The following is a 19919-nucleotide window of genomic DNA, read 5'->3' on the forward strand; positions in this document are numbered from 1 at the left end:
CCTTGAGGAGTCGGCGTTTCGCGTTTCTCTCTCTCAGGCACTTATACATAGTACCCAGAGAACCTATTCGTGTCAACACCTTTTTTCAACTTTTTTGAAAAAAGTTTTTTTGCTGTCGCTATAATCCTTACACCTCAACGGTTTTAAGCGATAAAAAAAGTTTCCTTCGTGGTGCTTCTGAGTGGCATTCGACCTGCGAAGGCTTGAAATTATCTTTTCAAGTCAATCTGTTATCTCCAAATCAGCACTATTTACAAGCAAAGGGTCGAAAAACTCTCCTACAGGTTTCGAGTTTGAGCAACAATGGTTAATGCATTGTTGACTTAAGGGAGAATAACTGTGAATTTTCAATCAGCGATCGCGGTTTTAAATGAATTTTGGAGCAATCAAGGTTGTTTGATTGCTCAGGCATACGATATTGAGAAGGGAGCGGGGACTAAGAATCCACATACTTTTTTAAGAGCTTTGGGACCAGAGCCTTGGGCTGTGGCTTATGTAGAACCTTGTCGTCGTCCTACTGATGGGCGCTATGGAGAGAACCCAAACCGTTTTCAATACTATTATCAGTATCAAGTTTTAATAAAACCTTCACCCGATAACATCCAAGAAATCTATCTGGATTCATTGAAGGCTTTGGGAATTCGACCGGAAGAACACGATATTAGATTCGTGGAAGATAACTGGGAAGATGCGACTGTAGGTGCTTGGGGAACTGGTTGGGAAGTTTGGCTTGATGGAATGGAAGTTACTCAGTTCACCTACTTCCAGCAATGTGGGGGAATTGATTGTCGTCCCGTGTCAATTGAAATGACTTATGGGCTGGAACGATTAGTGATGTATCTCCAAGAAGTGGAAGCAATTACCAAGATTGATTGGACGGACAATATTAAATATGGAGATGTTCACCTCCAAGGGGAGATTGAGCAGTGTACCTACAATTTTGAAGCTTCAAATCCTCAGATGTTGCTGACACTATTTAATATGTATGAGGAAGAAGCCAAGCAATTAACTGAGAAAGGTTTAGTTTTACCGAGCTTGGACTATATTATGAAGTGTTCTCACACTTTTAATTTGCTTGACGCAAGAGGTGTGATTGCTGTCACAGAAAGGACTCGCTACATTGGCAGAATCAGAAGTTTGGCAAGGAAGGTAGCACAACTTTATGTAGAGCAGCGAGAAAAGTTAGGTTTTCCGTTGTTGAAAAAAGTTACTGCATGAAGCGATATTGATTTTACGAGCAGAAAAAATTGTAAATATTTAGTCATATATTATGTATGGTGTCCCGTGAGTTTAAAATTAGCGGGATATTTTTTTATTTGTCCTCTGCTTGCCTTCACCTAAGAATTTGCCGCAAGCGAGTACTAGTGCTATAAATTGCTCAATGCTCTGCAATAATTCTATTGTTGCAAATATTGCGAACTTAGAATACAGAATGGCTAATCTAACTAAAATACTAGAACCTATTGCTGCTTGGTTTAACTCTTTGGGTGTTCCCCAACCAATAGTACATTGGGGACATCCGGCAATGATGGCAATTGTAATCTTTGTGATGGGTACCTTCGTGGGGGTAACAGGTTGGCGATCGCGACTTGCAGAAAACAAAGAAGTTGCCATTGAAAGTCGTAGCGGTCATCGTAAACTAGCACCGTGGATGTTTTTATTTATGATGCTGGGTTCTATTGGTGGGGTTTTATCTTTGGTGATGCAAGATAAACCAATTTTACAAAGCTCTCATTTTTGGACTGGCTCAATTATATTGATGCTACTGGCAATTAATGCCACAATCTCTTTAACAAAATTTGGAGGTAATAAACCAGGTTTGCGAGCGCTTCATGCTTATTTAGGTAGCACTGCACTTTGTGTAATGATTCTGCACGCAGTACTTGGTTTTCGGTTGGGTATATCGATTTAATTAATTAATTATATTTGTAGCTTTATGTCCTTCCTTATATACGGGGAAGGAAGTTTTTTTCTCAAATTATTTTTCAAAGCTTAATGATTCAAGCTCCTGGTTTAATTATTTGTTTTGGCTATATTCTAGGGTTGCTATTGAGTGCAAGTCCTTGGGGTGGAGTGTTGGTATTGTTTTTAAGTGTAATAATAGCCGTTCTGTTTCAAAGACACCGTGTTATCTCTAAGAAGCTTGCTTTACAGAAAACAAAACCTGAAGTTGCTAAAAAAGCCGCACATAATTTACGAACTACTCCTCATCCTAGAATATTGCTCGTTGCTGGTTTGTTAGGATTGCTAGCAACATTTTATTTTCAAATGCGGGTTCCGCAACCAGAAGCTAAAGATATTAGTAATTTTGTTCCCGTTGGAAATAGCACAAATCAAGAACAACTGGTAATTGTTAGAGGTGATGTAGCAAGCACACCCCGCTTAACTCGTTCGGGAAAGGGGCAATTTTGGTTAAAGGCAACTCAACTCTCAGAAGTAACTAATAAAAAAGGTGAAGAAAGAGTTAGCAAAGGAGTTACAGGAAAGTTATATGTAACGGTACCGATTCTGAAATCCACTGGTTTATACCCAAAACAACAAGTTGAAGTGACTGGAGTTTTATATAAACCCAACTCAGCATTAAACCCTGGAGCTTTTGATTTTAAAGAATATCTGCAAAAACAAGGTGCTTTTGCTGGTTTAAATGGAAGACAGTTGAAAGATTTTGACGAAGAATATGAATGGGGATGGTGGAAGTTACGACAGAAAATAATCAAGTCACAAGTTCGTTGGCTGGGTGTTCCGGAAGGTCCGCTTGTTAGTGCTATGGTTTTAGGAAGCAAAGCGGTTGATTTACCGTATTCTACTCGGGATTTATTTGTACGAGCGGGACTAGCTCATTCTATAGCTGCTTCAGGATTTCATGTTTCGCTTATTTTAGGTTTAGTCTTAGGATTTACAAAACCTTTTAGTAGAAAAACTCAATTTATTAGCGGTTGTTTGGCATTAATTTTCTTTTTGAGCTTAACTGGTTTTCAGCCTTCGGTTCTTAGAGCAGTAATTATGGGATTTGCAGCTTTAATTGCTATCGGGCTGAAACGAAAAGTAAAACAGTTGGGTTCATTAATAGTTGCAGCTACTCTACTATTATTATTTAATCCTCTGTGGATTTGGGACTTAGGATTTCAACTGAGTTTTTTAGCAACTTTGGGGTTAATTCTCACGGTACCCGCAATTACAAAACGTTTGGCATGGCTACCACCAACTATTGCATCTTTAATTGCAGTTCCTTTGGCAGCTACGATTTGGACTTTACCCTTGCAACTTTATGTATTTGGTGTAGTGCCGCCTTACGGAATTTTACTAAATATTATTGTTACACCTTTAATATCGGTAGTCAGTATTGGTGGAATTATTAGTGCTGTAGCCGCTTTAATCTGGCCTTTTTCGGGTAGCGTTTTAGCTAGCATATTGCATTATCCAACCGATTTATTAATTAAAATAGTTGAATTTTTTAGCAATTTACCAGGAAACTCAGTTGCAGTTGGTAGTATCGCAATTTGGCAACTAATTATTATTTACGGGTTACTTTTCTGTACTTGGCAGATACGCTGGTGGCAAAAACGCTGGTTTATCGCAGCTTTAATATCTATTGGTTTAGTGTTGATTCCTGCTTGGCATTCAGCAAATAGTTTATTTCGCGTCACTGTTTTGGCTGGAGGTAGAGAACCTGTTGTAGTAATTCAAGATAGAGGAAAAATAACGGTTATTAATAGTGCAGATGAAGATATCGCGAATTATACGATAGTACCGTTTTTACAACAGCAAGGTGTAAATACAATTGATTGGGCGATCGCCACAGATTTTCAAAACGATGGTAGCAATGGCTGGCTGGAAATAATACAGCGTTTAGGGATAAAAGCTTTCTATGAGTACTCTCCTAATCCAAATTACGCCTTAACTCAAAAAGCAATTCAAACACAAGTACGGCAGGATAAAGGAATATACCAAGTTTTATCTTTAGGTCAAACTGTAAATACTGGTTCGGCAGCTATACGACTAATTAATAACCAATTGCCCATAATGCAGATGCAAATAGGCAATAAATCTTGGTTGTTTGTAGGAAATCTCAAGCCAGAGGAACTTCGTAAATTAATTGAAAGTAGAAGTTTACCGCGTCCGCAAGTCCTTTGGTGTCCCACCGAATCCTTGGAAGAATTAGTGAGCGCTCTACAACCACAAGTGGCGATTACCTTCGGTAGAGCTTCGCTTAACGCACCTAATGCCAACCTTGACACAAAGGATTTATCGGTAATCAAGCAGAGCAAAACACAACTATTATTTACAGGAAGAGATGGTGCAATTCAATGGACACCTCAGCAGCAATTTGAGAGTTTTGTTCGGACTACAGAAGATATCACTTCGTTTCTGTGATATTCTACTTAACTTTAGTTTATTGATAAATTTAACTAAGATATGATATTTTATCTATGTTAGGGATAATATGTCCTTTTGGAGAGGTGGCAGAGCGGTTGAATGCGGCGCACTCGAAATGCGTTATGCCTTTACGGGTATCGGGGGTTCGAATCCCCCCCTCTCCGTTTTTAAGTTTTGAATTTTGAATCGCAGCCTTTTCATCAGCGCTGCGGTACGATTTTAATACGTTTATTTGAATTCATGTCTTACCTTCTGCTCTGTAACCGGGTTTCTCTGGGCTGATTAAAAATGGTACAAGAGATCGGTTTTAAAAATATCATGCTTAGAAGGGAATTAAGTTCTTTTGAGCAAATTTTTCTAATAGGCATTTCAAGTAAATCGCTTTTTAAGGCGTTGCGTTACTTTAAAAATGATTTTTTAGCATTTATCCGTAATTAACCTTTAATAAACTGATTCAATTTTAGTAGAAGTCAGTTTTTTACCGAATGATATAGGATGCGTCGCAAATAAATACTTTTAGGGTAGCTCGCTTTCATTGAAGGTTTTACATTTACAAGCATACAGATATTCATAAGCAGCAAAATATACTTGCATTTAGATTGTTAGGTATGTAATTATTTTTGCATTTAGTTCAAGCGGCAAACAACGTATTATCTATATCTTAAAAGAATCTTAACAGAGATCATTTATTATGTAAATATATGTAGTTTATTTTATACAGGGTATAAAAACATGAGTACTTACTGAGCCGTTAGAGCAAGCACTTAGTTAAATTAAAGCCATAGTGTAAGGAATTGAAATATGTTGAATCAAAAGCTGAAGGCATCGCTTTCAGTTGGCTTTGTCGGTTGTTGTTTTGCAATTGGTTTTGGCGCAAGTTTGCTGACTAGATTTGAGGCGCAAAGATTACAACAAAATGGAACTTTAGTAAAAACAGCAACAGCATCCTTAGAATCCAGAGATACTCAAGGTAAACTAATTGCAATAATTGAGAAGCAAAATGCTGCAAAGTCGGTTACGATCAAAGCGGTTGGAGATGTTATCCCAGGTACAAACTATCCTAATTACAGGCTTCCGGAAGATTCCAACCAGCTAATACCTGTAGGAGTCAGAGCTTACTTAACTGAAGCTGATGTTTTATTCGGTAACTTTGAAACTAGTTTAACTAAGCATCGTTATTCAGCAAAAGATGTTAGTCGAGGACAGGTGTTTGCTTTTCGTTCTCCACCAGAATATGCAAAGTTATTTTCTGATGTTGGATTTAATGTATTCAACGTAGCTAACAATCATGCAAGAGACTTTGGCATGGTGGGTTTCAAAGATACTATGAAGAATCTCAAAAACGCTGGTATTGAAACATTAGGTCATAAAAATCAAATTCTCTTTTTAGAAAAAAATAATAATAAAATTGCGATGATAGGGTTTGCACCTTATGAATTTTATAATTCTATTCACGATTTAGAAGCAGCTAAAGCACTTGTAAAAAAAGCCCGAAAAGAAGCAAATATAGTAATTATATCCATGCACGTTGGTGCTGAAGGCACTGGCGCACTACATACTAAGAATAAAACAGAATATTTCTATGGGGAAAATCGAGGAAATTCGATTAAATTTGCTCGGACAATGATTGACGCAGGAGCAGACTTGGTACTTGGGCACGGACCTCACGTTCCTAGAGCAATGGAAATGTACAAAGGAAAGTTGATTGCTTATTCTTTAGGAAACTTTTTAGGATACCGAACTTTATCGAGCGTTGCCCAAGCTGGTTACTCGATGATATTAGAAGTCCAAATGAGTCCTAAAGGAAGCGTAGAGAAAGCAAAAATCGTTCCGGTGCGGATGAATAGACAAGGAATTCCTTACATTGACCAGAATTTTAAAACTGTGCAACTGGTACGTTATTTGAATAAAGCTGATTTTCCCAACTCTACAGTCAAAATTAATCAAAAAGGAGAGTTGGTACTCGCAAAGCAATGAACAATTATCAATAAATAATGAATATTGATAATTGTTCATTGCTCATTAATTTACAGTTTGCAAAGCTTCTTTATTCAAAACTTGATTTAATTTACCGCTGCGATAACCTTCTAAATCTAAAGTTACATAAATAAAACCAAATTCTTGAAAAGCAGATACTACTGATTTTAAATCTGTATTTACGATAAAATCCTGAATTTGTTCTGGTGGCAATTCTATACGTGCTGTATCGGTTTCAGAGCGAACTCGTAAGTTATTCCATCCAAGTTTACGTAAATATATTTCTGCTCTTCCTACTCGCTGTAATTTGGTGACGGTAATCTCTTCACCGTAAGGAAAACGAGAACTAAGACAAGGTTGTGCCGGTTTATCCCACCAAGATAAACCTAAATGTTGAGAAATTTGACGAACTTCTACTTTACTTACACCAACTTCAGCTAAAGGAGAACGCGCACCTCTTTCTTTTGCAGCTTGAATGCCGGGACGATAATCGTGTAAATCGTCTGCATTTACCCCATCAATAACGTAAGGATAACCCAATTTATTTGCTAAGGGTTTGAGCGTATCGTGTAACTCGCTTTTGCAAAAATAGCAGCGATTAATGGGATTAGAAGTGTAATTAGGATTGTCCATCTCATGGGTTTCTACAACCTGATGACGAATCCCGATTATTGATGCTTGAATTTTGGCATCTTCTAATTCTTCCGGCAACAAACTCGGCGACATCGCAGTTACAGCCAAAGCCTTATCGCCCAAGATATCATAAGCAATTTTGGCAACCAAAGTACTATCAACACCACCAGAATAAGCGATTATTGCTTGTTCCGTCTCTTGAAATAAAGCTTTTAACTGCTCTAATTTTTCTAAATAAATCATTTCCCAATCCAGATGCAAAAATTTATCAGTTGATTATTCCATTTTAAAAGGGAGATGAACTAAGTGAATAATACAGATAATTCGTCAAGAAGCTGTAATATATCGAGATAACATTGTTGCTAAAAGCGGTAAATCAATCGGTTTACAAATATAATCGTTGACTCCTGCTGCAAGACAAGTATCGCGATCGCCTTTCATTGCCATTGCTGTTTGAGCAATTATGCAAGTCTGGGAATATCGCGGATTGCCTCGAAGCTGTTTGACTAATGTAATACCGTTGGTATCTGGTAAAACAATATCTATTAAAATCACGGAATAATCTTGTTTGTTTAAAGCATCCCACATCTGGGAGGCGCTTTTTACCCAAGTAAGTTGATATTCCAATCTTTCTAAATAAGTTTTGATCAACTCGGCATTAGGTACATCATCTTCTACTAACAAAATATCTGAAGCACCTTTTAAACAAACTGGTACGTTGTAATTTTGATCCACCCCAGCTTGACGTTGCTTTACTACTAAACTTTCTTTTGAAGCATCAGAATTTTGTTCTACAGGAATTACTATAGTAAAATGCGAACCTTTATCTATTTCTGATTCTACTTCAACCCAACCACCGTGGATTTCAACAAGCTTACGAGTTACTGTTAAACCCAAACCCGTACCTTCTTCACCATTGACGTATCTCTCGTTAAAAATTTGAAAATATGGCTGAAAAAGTTCGCTTTGATTTTCTTGACTAATACCTATTCCAGTGTCCCAAACTGTAAAATACATAAAATCATCTTGGGATTTAACTTCTAAACCGACTGTTCCTGTTTTAGTGAACTTTACCGCGTTAAAAAGTAAATTTAAAAGTATCTGCTTCAGCCGTAAAGGATCGGCTACCATATTCGCAATATTGGAATCTATATCAAGCCGCATTTGCAAGCCTTTATTAGCAGCTTTTTCTTTTATCAGTGCTAATACATTACGACATAATTGAGGTACATCAAGCCTTTCCCAATTAACTTCTAACTGATTGGCTTCAATTTTAGACAAGTCAAGAATATCGTTGATTAAAGCCAGCAGATGTTTACCGCTCGACTGAATAATGTTTAAATATTCATGATGACGCTGCTTAGAAGGGTCATAACCTTGAGCTAATAGCAAATGGGTAAAACCAATAATCGAACTCAAGGGAGTGCGAATTTCGTGACTGGTATTCGCTAAAAATTGGTTTTTGAGTTGATTGGTACGCTGTAATTCTTGGTTAAGATTATTGAACTGTAATTGTTCTTGTTGTAAGGACTGGATTTGTTCAAGTTGGCTTAAAGCTGCCGTACACATTGCAGCAGCCTTAGACATTAATTGTGGTAATTTTTCTATTATATTTACACCTGAAGAAGAATCTGTGGAACACTTCACTGAAGTAATTAACCAACCAACAATTCCCAAAGAATCATTAGCCATACACCAAGCTGCTTGGGGTTGTTGATTTTCTAATTGCTGTAAATCTTCAAAGTGTATTTCATCTTTTAATTTCAACCGCAGCTTTTTACCTTTCCTTACCATTACAGCCAAGGCTGAAAGCTCTGAACGAGTGGTTGAATGAGAAGAAACATAGCAGATTTTGCAAACAGTTTCTTGTGGTTGAACAATGGCGATGGACACCACAGCTGGCGCGGTGAACGCTACAACATTAAAATCTAATGCAATTTTAAGTTCGTTGACAACTGTTTGAAAAATTTCTGTTTTTGTAATGGCTGTTTGAGTGTTTTGTCGATCTTTTGTCTTTCCAGAAGCTTGCTCAAAGGACAAAGCTAAAGCCAGACAATGGTTAAGCTGACTTTGCAGTTGATTCACACTGCGTTCCAGCCACAATTCGGCTCGAAGTTGTTCGATTGTTGTCAAAATCGATGAATTGGCATCTAATTGTGAGTTTTGCTCTGGTAAGCTTGAATACTGCTGCATGGTCAACTCGACCGCTAAATAATTTTGATAGCTTTAAAACGTGCGAAACAAACCGGAGTATATTAGCGCACAATCCCTTCTATATATATAAACTAAAACTTATAGTGTCAAATGTCACGCTAAAATTATAGCCTATCGTATTTTAATCATAGGGTCACTTATTTCCACTGCCTTTAAAGTATCCTGACAAACAATTTTGCAGCTAATATGTCTGAAACTATGATGATAAATGGATTTAAGCAGAATTTAGAGCGGTATGTATTAACTATTGCAATAAGCTAACTCGAACTCGGTTTAAATTGTACTTACCTTCAATCTATTTTTTTTACAATCGCATAATATTTCTTTGAAACAATTGTTAAAAAATCTCTTCGTAACGACTAAACCTTCAGTTTTTTTTATATTTATGTAGAATAAACGCTATCTTGCTAAGAGGATGTTTTAAAAGTAGGGGGCTTCTGTAAGAAAGCTCACAGGGTTAAGCTGAGATTGAAGACATCAGCACCTTGCGAGCAATGAATAAAATATATCCGCTTTTACTTAACGTGGGAACAGTGGGAATTGATTGCAGACCTATTTCCGGAAGCGAAACCAGGTGGTCGTCCAAGAGAAGTATGTATTTATGCTGTAGTAAATGCGATTTTTTACGTACTCACTCAAGGATGTACATGGCGTGCATTGCCAGGGGATTTTCCAGTCTGGTCAACAGTTTATGGTTATTTCTGGCGATGGCAGAAAGATGGAACTTGGTTAAAAATACATGACAAACTTTACCACTGGGTAAGGGTCACAGCAGGACGTGAACCGAGTCCATCAGAAGCTGCTGTTGACAGTCAATCGGTCGAAACAGCAACCATGATATCGCAAGAAGTCGGTTACGACGCCCTTAAACAAATACATGGGCGCAAACGACACTTAAGTGTAGATTTATTAGGATTAGTTTTAGGGGTTCTGGTTACATCCGCTTCAGTTCCAGAGCGTGCTGGAGCTAAAAAAGTTCTTAAAAAAGTTCACAGTATGGGTGGCGATCGCCTAAATCGCTTGCACACGATTTGGATGGATGGGGGATATAGGGGAGAAGATTTTATGCGGTGGGTAATGGATATGTTTCGGTGGATTGTTGAGATAGTACTCAGACCATTAGAAAAGAAAGGTTTCATTATTTTACCAAAACGTTGGGTTGTGGAGAGAACCGTATTGTTGGCTTAACTGGTGTCGCCGTCTAAGTAAAGATTATGAAAGATTACCTATTACTTCGGAAACTTTTATATACATTGCTATGATTCGGATAATGATTAGGCGGCTTGCATAGTTTTTTTAGCCATCTTCAACTTTTAAAACATCCTCTAAGATAATATCAACAATATTTTTATCTATCATCAAATTAATATAAACAAAGCTTGTCAAAACTAAAAGATAAAAATGGTTAATCAGTAGTTGGTATGCTTAAATTTTAGAAAATAAAGCTGAAACTCTTGCTGTGAAACAAAATGATCCGCTCTCTTGATTAAATTCCTTTAAGAAAAGATTTTTTTCGCTGTTAAGAGTTCCCCCCAACCCTCTTCCCTTTTTTAAATATTTTTTTAAGCATACTAAGGGCGGAAGAAGCATAAAGATTAAGGTTCTCTAGTAAACAGGACTTACGCAACTGCAACAATAAATTAGGTATTCACAACCTTAAAATTCCCCCCAAACCCCTTAAGAAAAAGGGCTTTACGTAAGTCTTAGTAAAAAGAGATGCTAATTAGATAGCTGAAAAAGAGGAAACAGGGAATAGCGAAAGAAAATTGCATTTGTAAACTATGTCTGTGATTGAAGTAGATAATCCTTACAGAACTTGATAAATTATTCTTGAAAATAAGTTTTTGTAAAAGCAGAAGTGTTGCTCGCTGTTCCTCTAAGTTAATTTCTTTGAAGAACTTGCGAGCAACATATGTTCATAAAAGTTGAAAGCAAAAAGTAAAGATGTTAGGTGCGATAATTTACAAACCCAAATATCTTAATACTCCAGATTCAAGTCATATTTTTGACACTGTATTTTGATATAGTGCAATCGGGACTGACTTCCGGCAACTTCCAGCTTTAATCTCGTACTAGGACAGCACGATTACTTGACATACCTCCTCGTCCTAAAAGAGCGAGGATTTCTTGACACTTCGCCCGGATGCGCTAATTAAATTAGTCTTACCTTCCCTCCATGTCCGTTTAAAGTCTCCCAATGCCCTATGGCGACTAGCTCAATTTTACCAGAAAGCCGATGCTTCTAGCACGGGGCTTGTATCCCATTATTTTCGGTCAGATGCTGAACCGCGAAAGGTTTGCTGCAATTTAAGGATTAAGAACGTGAAAATAAATTGCTGCTACCAATATATTACCAGCGAGCAAAATAGCGCTGATTAAAGTGCGGAAAGGGAAAGGTGCTTTAGCATCTGTCTGAGGAACATCTACACCAACTTTAGCCATAATAGTTTCTCCAAATTTAAGGACTTCTTAACAAATACCAAATAGCTGTCCTTTTTCGCGAAATTTGTTAGAAAGATTTTCATAAAACCATAAAAAGCTTTAATCCATTAGATTTTCATCTTAGGATAAATACTGTAGATAGTTGACTATCAAACGTTGGCATGATAAGAACTACGAACTAAAGGACCAGAACGAACGTGAGAGAATCCCAAATCACGTGCGATTGTAGCTAATTCCTCAAATTCTTCTGGTGTCCAATATTTTTGCACGGGTAGATGCTCTAATGAAGGTCGCATATATTGACCGATTGTCAGGCGATCGCACTCGACGTTACGTAAATCTTTCATAGTCTCGATGACTTCTTCGGCTGTTTCACCATGTCCCAGCATCAAGCCGGATTTAGTGGGAATGGTAGAGTCGATTTGCTTAACTAATTTCAGTACCTTTAAGGAACGATTATACTTCGCTCCTCGACGCACGGGAGCTTGTAAACGTCTTACTGTCTCAATATTATGGTTATAGCAAGCTGGTTTAGCTAAGGTAATTATTTCGATTGGTTCTGTTTTTCCATAAAAATCTGGTGTAAGCACTTCGATTTTAGTTTCTGGATTAAATTGACGAATAGTTTCCATTGTCTTTACGAACCAACTTGCACCACCATCTGGTAGATCGTCGCGGGCTACGGAAGTTAAAACCACATAGCGCAATCCTAGAAGTTGTATCGCTCGTGCTACTTTTTCTGGTTCTTCTGGATCTAAAGGCATTGGTGCATGACCTTTATCTACTTGGCAAAAAGCACAGGATCTAGTGCAAGTAGGTCCCATCAACAAAAAGCTTGCAGTTTTTTGTGAATAACACTCTCCACGGTTTGGACAGCGCCCTTCTTCGCAGATAGTATGAATCTGACGCTGTTTAATAATGCGTTGAACAGTTGAGAGTTCGCTGGCTTTGCCAATTCCAGGACGTAACCACGCTGGCATTGCGGTAATTTCTGATTTAATAGAAGCTTGTTTTGAGGAAGTCATAAACATCTGTTATTTATATGTATTGTTTACAGATTAAGTAGGTTAAGTTCAACATACAACAAACTGCTAAGTAGGTTGGCGTTGAAAATCGTAATTAGGGCAAGGGAGTAGGAGATAGGGAGTAGGCAGTAGGGGAAAGAGTTTTAACTCAATTTACCCAGATGTTACACAGTAATCGTTTATTTGTGCCGACTTACTTATTTTTACCGTAATTTAACAAGTAGCTTTAAAAACGCATTTTGATTTAGGAATACATTTAAAGAAAAACGCAATCTGCCTTGCGTGCGTAAGTCTTAATACTGATATTTATTAGTAAATTACAGATGATACGAGTAATTTAGATTGAAATTATCAGTATATAGTTACTGCTCGCAAACTTATTAAAGTAGTTAATAATTGCTCAAAAGCTTGTAGATAAACAGAGAAATGCTTTTAATTTAACAATATACATGAGTCAGTAGCAGCTATATGATGATGTTGTATAAAACACTTATGCAAATGTTATTTTCTCGTAAATTACCCTCCCCCAATCGAAATATATTTTGGATATAGTGGGATAACTCTAGTATTCAGCTATGGGCGATAACGCCATTTAAACCTAAATTATCTTTTAGAGCGAAACATCGTGGCAAATAATAAAATTTTAGTTATTGATGACACTACAGTAGTCAGGGTAAAAGTACGGGAAATGTTACCTCCGGGTAATTTTCAAGTGCTAGAAGCAAAAGACGGCTTAGAAGGGCTTAAATTAATCAAGAAAGAAAAATTTAGTCTAATTATGCTGGATTTTCTGTTACCAAAAATGAGTGGCTGGGAAGTTTATCAGGAAATTCAGGCACAGCCAGATTTAAGAAAAACTCCTTTAGTTGTAATGTCAGGACGTAAAGAGGAAGTTACTGAAAAAATTTCCGAACCGTTTGAACATTTTGAATTTCTTAACAAGCCTTTTGACCAAAAACAGCTTATTAGTTCAATTAAAGCAGCAATGGCGAAGGCTAAGCAACCTCGACCCCAACCTGTTGCTGTAGGAGCTAATGGAACCAATGGCACTAACAGAACCAATGGAACCAATGGAACCAATGGAATTAATGGAACTATGACTGCCGAATTTGGGAATTCTGCGGCAGAAGTAGAGGCACTCAATCAAAAAATGGCGAAAATGCAGTCAGAGATTGACGGTTTGAAAAAACAGCTAACACAGGTTGTTGCCTACATCAAACAAAAAATGAAATAGTTTTCTTGACTAACTTAAAACGATTAGCTCAAATTCTTTTTAAAGCCTGCATTGACGGGCTTTTTTTTATTTGCTCAAAATTTATAATTTTAAATCGGCGATCGCACCTTATTAAGACGTGCTGTAAATTTAAATTTCAGTAAGATATAAGCATTTCTACTAATAGAATATAAATAATTTTGAAACCTTTTAACGATTAATAAACTGATTTATTCGTAATATCAGATATTATCGATAATTTTTATCCTAGTTTTGATACAGTTAGCAGCTTGATGGGAACAATAAAACCAACATAAGCTAGTGAATTAGGAATAGCAACAATGGTTTTATCATCATCCAATTTATTTACGATTTCCGGTTATCGTATCATCGAGCAAATTCACCTAAGCAACCAAACGGTTATTTATAGAGGAATCAGAGAAAAAGACTACAAACCTGTAGTAATTAAACTGATGCGAAATGAATATCCGACTTCTCAAGAAATCACTCAGTTTCGCAATCAGTATTTACTTAGTAAAAATTTGAATATACCTAGTATTGTAAAATCCTATAGCTTGGAAAAGTACAATAAAAGCTATGCCCTCATAATGGAAGACTTTGGGGGTATTGCATTAAGTAATGAAATAGAACGCTGGGCTTTTGATGGAATACGTAAAAGTTCTGATTTTATCAATTATTTTCTCGATATTTCTATCAAAATAGTATCTGCTATTTATGAGTTACATCGTCATCAGATAATTCATAAAGATATTAAACCGGACAATATTCTAATTAATTCCAATACTAAGGAAATAAAAATAACAGATTTTAGTATTTCCACAATTTTACCGAAAGAGATTCAATTTCTTACCAATCCTAATGTTTTAGAAGGGACGCTTGCTTATATTTCTCCCGAACAAACTGGGAGGATGAACAGAGGTATTGACTATCGCACCGATTATTATTCTCTGGGGGTAACTTTGTTTGAATTGCTAACTGGAGAGTTACCTTTCAACAATGACAATCCATTAGAATTAATTTACTGTCATATTTCTCAACAGCCACCAGTTAAGAAAATTATTAACTCTAATATCCCTGCGATAATATCACAAATAATTTGTAAATTGATGGCAAAAAATGCCGAAGAACGCTATCAAAGCGCTTTCGGGTTAAAATATGACTTAGAATTATGCTTGCAGCAGCTACAAGAGAATCAAAAAATAGAGCATTTTGAGTTAGCAACTAAGGATATCTCAGATCGCTTTTCAATACCTGATAAACTTTATGGTCGAGAAGTAGAGATACAAGAGTTACTAGCTGCTTTCGATAGAGTAATTAATCCTCCCAAACATCACCTTATAAAAGAAAAAGAACTACGTAAAGGTGTGGGAATATTTTTCGTAAAAGGTTATTCCGGAATGGGAAAAACCGCAGTTATAGATGAAATCCACAAACCTGTTCTTAGAGAAAAAGGTTATTTCATAAAAGGAAAATTTAACCAGTTGCAACGAGACATACCCTTTTTAGGATGGGTACAAGCTTTAAGCAATTTAATTGAGCAACTGCTAAGTGAAAGCGATACGCAAATCGAGCGATGGAAAACCAATATTCTCTCTAGTTTAGGGAACCAAGCTCAAGTAATCGTTGATTTAATTCCTCGATTAGAACTAATTATTGGGGCGCAACCTCAAGCAGCAGAATTATCTGGTATTGCTGCCCAAAATAGGTTAAAGTTTTTATTTCATAAATTCATTAAAATTTTTGCAATTAGAAAGCATCCTTTAGTTATCTTTTTAGATGATTTGCAATGGGCGGATGCAGCTTCTCTCAATTTTGTAAAATTATTAATGAGTGAAAACACTACAATTAATAATCCACAGTTATTAGATAAAAAGTCTGGAATTCAGATGCCCGATCTTGATCGAGTAAATACAAATAATCGCAATCATGCTCTATTATTAATTGGTTCTTATAGAGACAACGAAGTTGATATTACAGATTCGCTTAATTTAACTATAAAAGAAATTCAAGAAGAAAATGTAAATATTACTTCTATAAAATTAGAACCTTTAGATCAGAGCGATCTAGGTTATTTGATTGCCGATACTCTTAAGTGCGAACTTGATAGTGTTATTTCGTTAACTCAAGTAGTCTTTGCTAAAACTAAAGGTAATCCATTCTTCATTCATCAATTTATTCAGACTTTATATAAAGATAAAGCTATCGAATTTAATTACGAAAATGGTCGCTGGGAATGCGATGTTGCAGATGTAAGAAAACTAGCTCTTACAGATGATGTAGTCGAATTCATGGCGCTACAAATAAAAAGACTGCCAAGTTACAATCAAAAATTACTAAAAATCGCCGCCTGTATTGGTAGTAAATTTGATTTAAAAACTCTTTCCACAATCAATAATAAATCTAGTGAAGATACGATAACAGAATTGTGGGAATCTGTATTACAAGGTTTGGTTTTACCTGTAGGTAGAGACTCATTTTCATCAAATAGCGATGATGAAATAGCAGCATTAATAATTGATAGTGACGATACAAAACAATCACCTTTAAGTCATTGTATAACTAGTCATTTTAAGTTTATACATGACCGGGTTCAACAAGCCGCTTATTCTTTGATTCCTGAATCCGAAAAACAGCAAATTCACTTAGAACTAGGAAAACAGCTATTAGAAAAGACTTCTGCTGAATCTTGGGAAGATGATATTTTTGAGACTGTTAATCAGTTTAACAAAGCTTTAGCATTAATTACCGTTCAGCTAGAACGATACGAGTTAGCTAAAATGAATTTACTTGCCGGACAAAAAGCTATTTCATCAACAGCTTATCAAGAAGCATTAAAGTATTTAACTACCGGAAGAGAACTACTTGCTTCAGATAGCTGGAAGACACAATATCATTTAAGCCTGAGTTTACATGAAGCATTAGCAGAAGTTACCTATTTAACAGGCGATTTTCAGGCTTCGGAAGACTTTGTAGAAGTAGTGTTAGCAAAAGCTAAAACACTGTTAGAAAAAATTAAAGTTTATGAAATTAGAATTCAAGCTTATGGAGCGCAGGGTAAAGCAATAGAAGCGGTTAATGCAGCACTTAATGTTCTCAAGCAATTAGGAATAGAGTTTCCCGAGAATCCCAGTCAATCCGATGTTGAAATGGCGATCGCACAAACAACATCAAATCTTGCAGGAAGGAAAATAGAGGAGTTAGTCGATTTACCAGAAATGACGGAAGCAGAGCCGTTAGCAGCGATGCATATTCTATCGAGTGCAATTACGCTTGCTTATCAAAGTTTTCCAGAACTAATGCCTCTTATTTGTGCTAAACAAATCAGTTTATCCCTTGCATATGGTAATGCTCCTTTATCAGCCTTTGCATACATTTGTTACGCAATAATTTTATGTGGAATAGTAGGAGACATAGAAAATGGTTATCGATTTGGCACTTTAGCTAAAGATTTAGTTGAAAAGAATGTTTTTAAAGCAGCTTATATCAAAGTTATTGAAACTTTCAATCAACTTATAAAGCCGTGGAAAGAACATATAAAAAATACATTTCATCCTTTACAAAAAATCCACTGTGATAGTATAAATTTTGGAAACTTTGAATTTGCAAGTTATGCTTTAGTTTCTTATTCATACCATGCATATTTTACGGGTAAAAATTTAAATAACCTTGCAGATGAAGCATTAATATTTAGTAATATAATTTCTCAACTAAAACAAACAAATAGTTTTTACTGGAACGAGATTTATAGACAAAGTATTTTAAATTTAAAAGACTCTACGAAACAAGTAGATAATTTAACTGGCGAAGCATATAATGAAGAACAAACGCTACAAGTACATTTTCAAACACATGATGGAATAGCACTTCTCCACGTACATTTATGCAAGCTTCATTTATCCTATTTAGTAGGTGAGTATGTCAAAGCATTAGACAATATAGTTGAGATCCAAAAGTATTTAGATGCTGGAACCGCAATGCTAATTATTCCTCAGTTTTATTTCTACGCTTCATTAACCTATCTAGCATTATATTCTGAAGCTTCCGAATCCGAACAAGAAGATTTTTTAGACAAAGTAGCGGTTAATCAAGAACAAATGCAGCACTGGGCAAATCATGCTCCAATGAATTTTCTACATAAATTTCATTTAATAGAAGCAGAAAAGCATAGTGTTTTAGAAAAAAATATGCAAGCGATGGAACTATTCGACTTAGCCATTGCTGGAGCCAAAGAAAACGAATATATCCACGAAGAAGCACTAGCTAACGAACTTGCGGCTAAATTCTATCTAAAATGGAATAAACAAAAAATAGCGAAAGCTTATCTTGATGACGCTTACTATGGTTACATCCGTTGGGGTGCAAAAGCTAAAGTTAAGGATTTGCAAAAACGCTATCCTCAATTACTTAGTCACATTCTTTTACAAGAAGAAACTAATTTTAATCACGATGAAAAAAGTTCTGTTAATGAACCTATACCTCTAACTGAAATTAGTCATGAAAAAACTATATCTGGTTCTAATACGACTCTTTCAACATCTTTAGATTTAGAATCAGTTATTAAAGCTTCTCAAGCACTTTCCGAGCAAATACAGTTAGACGATTTACTTTCTACTTTAATGAAAGTAATCATGGAGAATGCAGGAGCTTCTAAATGTGCTTTAATTTTAAGTAAAAACGCCGATCAAGATTTAGAGTTAACTGCAATTAGCTGCAATTCTAATATTTCTTCTGTTTTTACAGAACTACCTTCTACTCCTTTAGAATCTAGCAAAAAAGTTCCAGTAAGTTTAATTAACTACGTTAAGCGCACGAAGGAAACTATCGTAATAGACGATGCCCAAACCCAAAATAATTTAGCTGTTGATAGCTATATTCTTGATGAAAAACCTAAAAGCATATTCTGTCTCCCAATTATTAATCAAGGAAAATTCTTCGGAATTCTTTACCTTGAAAATAAACTCACGGTGGGAGTATTTACTCGCAATCGTATAAAGCTTCTGAATTTAATTACTAACCAAGCTGCTATTTCACTTAAGAATTCAATACTCTACAATAATTTGGTTGAAGCAAAAGAAGATTTAGAAAATTACAACCAGACTTTAGAATCAAAAGTCGTAGAAAGAACTCATGAAATTAACGATAAAAATCAAAACTTGAAAAAGGCTTTAAATGAACTGCAAAGTACGCAAGCGCAATTGATTCAAACGGAAAAAATGTCTAGTTTAGGGCAAATGGTAGCGGGAATCGCCCATGAAATTAATAACCCTGTAAATTTTATTCATGGCAATATTAATCATACTAGTCAATACGTGCAAGATTTACTAGATTTGATAGCTATTTACCAGCAAGAATACACTGATAGCAACTCGGTTGTCGCAGAGAAAGCTGCTGAGATTGATTTAGATTTTGTACTCGAAGACTTACCCAAACTTCTAAATTCTATAGAGGTAGGAACTTCACGTATTCGTACTATTGTTTTAGGCTTACGCAACTTCTCTCGTTTGGATGAAGCGGAAATGAAGTCTGTAGATATTCATGAAGGAATAGAAAACACTTTGATGATTTTGCAACACCGATTTAAAGCAAAAGATAGCTATCTACAAATTCAAGTCATAAAAGAATATGGACAACTACCTAAAATTACTTGTTACCCTAGCCAACTTAATCAGGTGTTTATGAATATTTTGAGCAATGCAATTGATGCATTAGAAGAGTCACAAAAAAAATCTCAATTAACTGAAAACCCTACAATTCAAATTAAAACAGAATTAATAGACTTAAATACAGCAAGAATCTTGATTGCAGATAATGGTTCGGGAATTGAACAAAAAGTACTAAAAAAAATATTCGATCCGTTTTTTACTACTAAGCCTGTAGGAAGTGGTACGGGATTGGGTTTATCAATTAGCTATAAAATTATTGTTGAGAAGCATAAAGGTCAGTTAATTTGCAATTCTACAGTGGGAGAGGGAACTGAGTTTGCGATCGAGATACCGATCAAATAGCATAAAGACGTA

At 36.0% G+C, this 19919-nt stretch carries 10 protein-coding genes, 1 tRNA gene and 1 pseudogene; 8 read left to right on the top strand and 4 right to left on the bottom strand.

The features are described from left to right. Window positions 1–339 precede the first annotated feature (339 nt). The 5 genes from glyQ to ACM03V_RS32160 all read left to right on the top strand — a co-directional run bounded on the left by glyQ (window position 340) and on the right by ACM03V_RS32160 (window position 6354). Window positions 340–1218 carry a glycine--tRNA ligase subunit alpha gene (gene glyQ / locus ACM03V_RS32140; RefSeq protein WP_414624874.1) on the top strand — a complete coding sequence of 293 codons (879 nt, stop codon included), beginning with the start codon at window positions 340–342 and terminating at the stop codon, window positions 1216–1218. A gap of 214 nt (window positions 1219–1432) precedes the next feature. After that, entirely contained in the window at window positions 1433–1912 is a 480-nt protein-coding gene (locus ACM03V_RS32145) for a DUF4079 domain-containing protein (protein WP_414624875.1), read from the top strand. Window positions 1913–1995: 83 nt separating this feature from the next. Beyond that, window positions 1996–4374: a ComEC/Rec2 family competence protein gene (locus ACM03V_RS32150; RefSeq protein WP_414624876.1), complete on the top strand. Its 2379-nt coding sequence runs from the start codon at window positions 1996–1998 to the stop codon at window positions 4372–4374. 80 nt (window positions 4375–4454) lie between these two features. Then, window positions 4455–4541, top strand: a tRNA-Ser gene (locus tag ACM03V_RS32155). Window positions 4542–5178: 637 nt separating this feature from the next. Continuing rightward, window positions 5179–6354, top strand: a complete 1176-nt coding sequence (locus ACM03V_RS32160) for a CapA family protein (protein WP_414624877.1) — start codon at window positions 5179–5181, stop codon at window positions 6352–6354. 45 nt (window positions 6355–6399) lie between these two features. On the opposite strand, the gene larE is transcribed toward ACM03V_RS32160, so the two are convergent. Together larE and hrmK are read right to left on the bottom strand one after the other, a co-directional pair. Further along, entirely contained in the window at window positions 6400–7230 is an 831-nt protein-coding gene (larE, locus tag ACM03V_RS32165) for an ATP-dependent sacrificial sulfur transferase LarE (protein ID WP_414624878.1), read from the bottom strand. Window positions 7231–7314: 84 nt separating this feature from the next. Further along, window positions 7315–9180 (bottom strand): hybrid histidine kinase/response regulator HrmK, encoded by a 1866-nt coding sequence (gene hrmK, locus ACM03V_RS32170; protein ID WP_414624879.1) that lies wholly within the window; start codon window positions 9178–9180, stop codon window positions 7315–7317. 519 nt (window positions 9181–9699) lie between these two features. On the opposite strand from hrmK, the pseudogene ACM03V_RS32175 reads away from it, so the two are divergent. Next, a pseudogene (locus ACM03V_RS32175) lies at window positions 9700–10492 on the top strand (IS5 family transposase). A gap of 1016 nt (window positions 10493–11508) precedes the next feature. Here the strand turns inward: ACM03V_RS32175 and ACM03V_RS32180 are convergent. Together ACM03V_RS32180 and lipA are read right to left on the bottom strand one after the other, a co-directional pair. Beyond that, the gene (locus ACM03V_RS32180; RefSeq protein WP_414624880.1) at window positions 11509–11643 is read right to left on the bottom strand and encodes a photosystem I protein PsaX; all 135 of its coding nucleotides are present in this window, start codon (window positions 11641–11643) and stop codon (window positions 11509–11511) included. Between the two features lie 149 nt (window positions 11644–11792). After that, window positions 11793–12668, bottom strand: a complete 876-nt coding sequence (lipA, locus tag ACM03V_RS32185; RefSeq protein ID WP_414624881.1) for a lipoyl synthase — start codon at window positions 12666–12668, stop codon at window positions 11793–11795. A gap of 625 nt (window positions 12669–13293) precedes the next feature. On the opposite strand from lipA, the gene ACM03V_RS32190 reads away from it, so the two are divergent. Beyond that, the gene (locus ACM03V_RS32190; RefSeq protein ID WP_414624882.1) at window positions 13294–13902 is read left to right on the top strand and encodes a response regulator; all 609 of its coding nucleotides are present in this window, start codon (window positions 13294–13296) and stop codon (window positions 13900–13902) included. 320 nt (window positions 13903–14222) lie between these two features. Next, window positions 14223–19907: a protein kinase domain-containing protein gene (locus tag ACM03V_RS32195; protein ID WP_414624883.1), complete on the top strand. Its 5685-nt coding sequence runs from the start codon at window positions 14223–14225 to the stop codon at window positions 19905–19907. Window positions 19908–19919 lie beyond the last annotated feature (12 nt).

This window comes from Calothrix sp. CCY 0018 (genome assembly GCF_963920925.1).
Taxonomy (GTDB): Bacteria; Cyanobacteriota; Cyanobacteriia; order Cyanobacteriales; family Nostocaceae; genus Rivularia.

Bases quoted from the DNA above. Each gene is read 5' to 3' on its own strand.
- ACM03V_RS32145 (WP_414624875.1), top strand. From the start codon at position 1,433: ATGGCTAATCTAACTAAAATACTAGAACCTATTGCTGCTTGGTTTAAC.
- ACM03V_RS32150 (WP_414624876.1), top strand. From the start codon at position 1,996: ATGATTCAAGCTCCTGGTTTAATTATTTGTTTTGGCTATATTCTAGGG.
- ACM03V_RS32160 (WP_414624877.1), top strand. From the start codon at position 5,179: ATGTTGAATCAAAAGCTGAAGGCATCGCTTTCAGTTGGCTTTGTCGGT.
- larE (WP_414624878.1), bottom strand. From the start codon at position 7,230: ATGATTTATTTAGAAAAATTAGAGCAGTTAAAAGCTTTATTTCAAGAG.
- hrmK (WP_414624879.1), bottom strand. From the start codon at position 9,180: ATGCAGCAGTATTCAAGCTTACCAGAGCAAAACTCACAATTAGATGCC.
- ACM03V_RS32180 (WP_414624880.1), bottom strand. From the start codon at position 11,643: ATGGCTAAAGTTGGTGTAGATGTTCCTCAGACAGATGCTAAAGCACCT.
- lipA (WP_414624881.1), bottom strand. From the start codon at position 12,668: ATGACTTCCTCAAAACAAGCTTCTATTAAATCAGAAATTACCGCAATG.
- ACM03V_RS32195 (WP_414624883.1), top strand. From the start codon at position 14,223: ATGGTTTTATCATCATCCAATTTATTTACGATTTCCGGTTATCGTATC.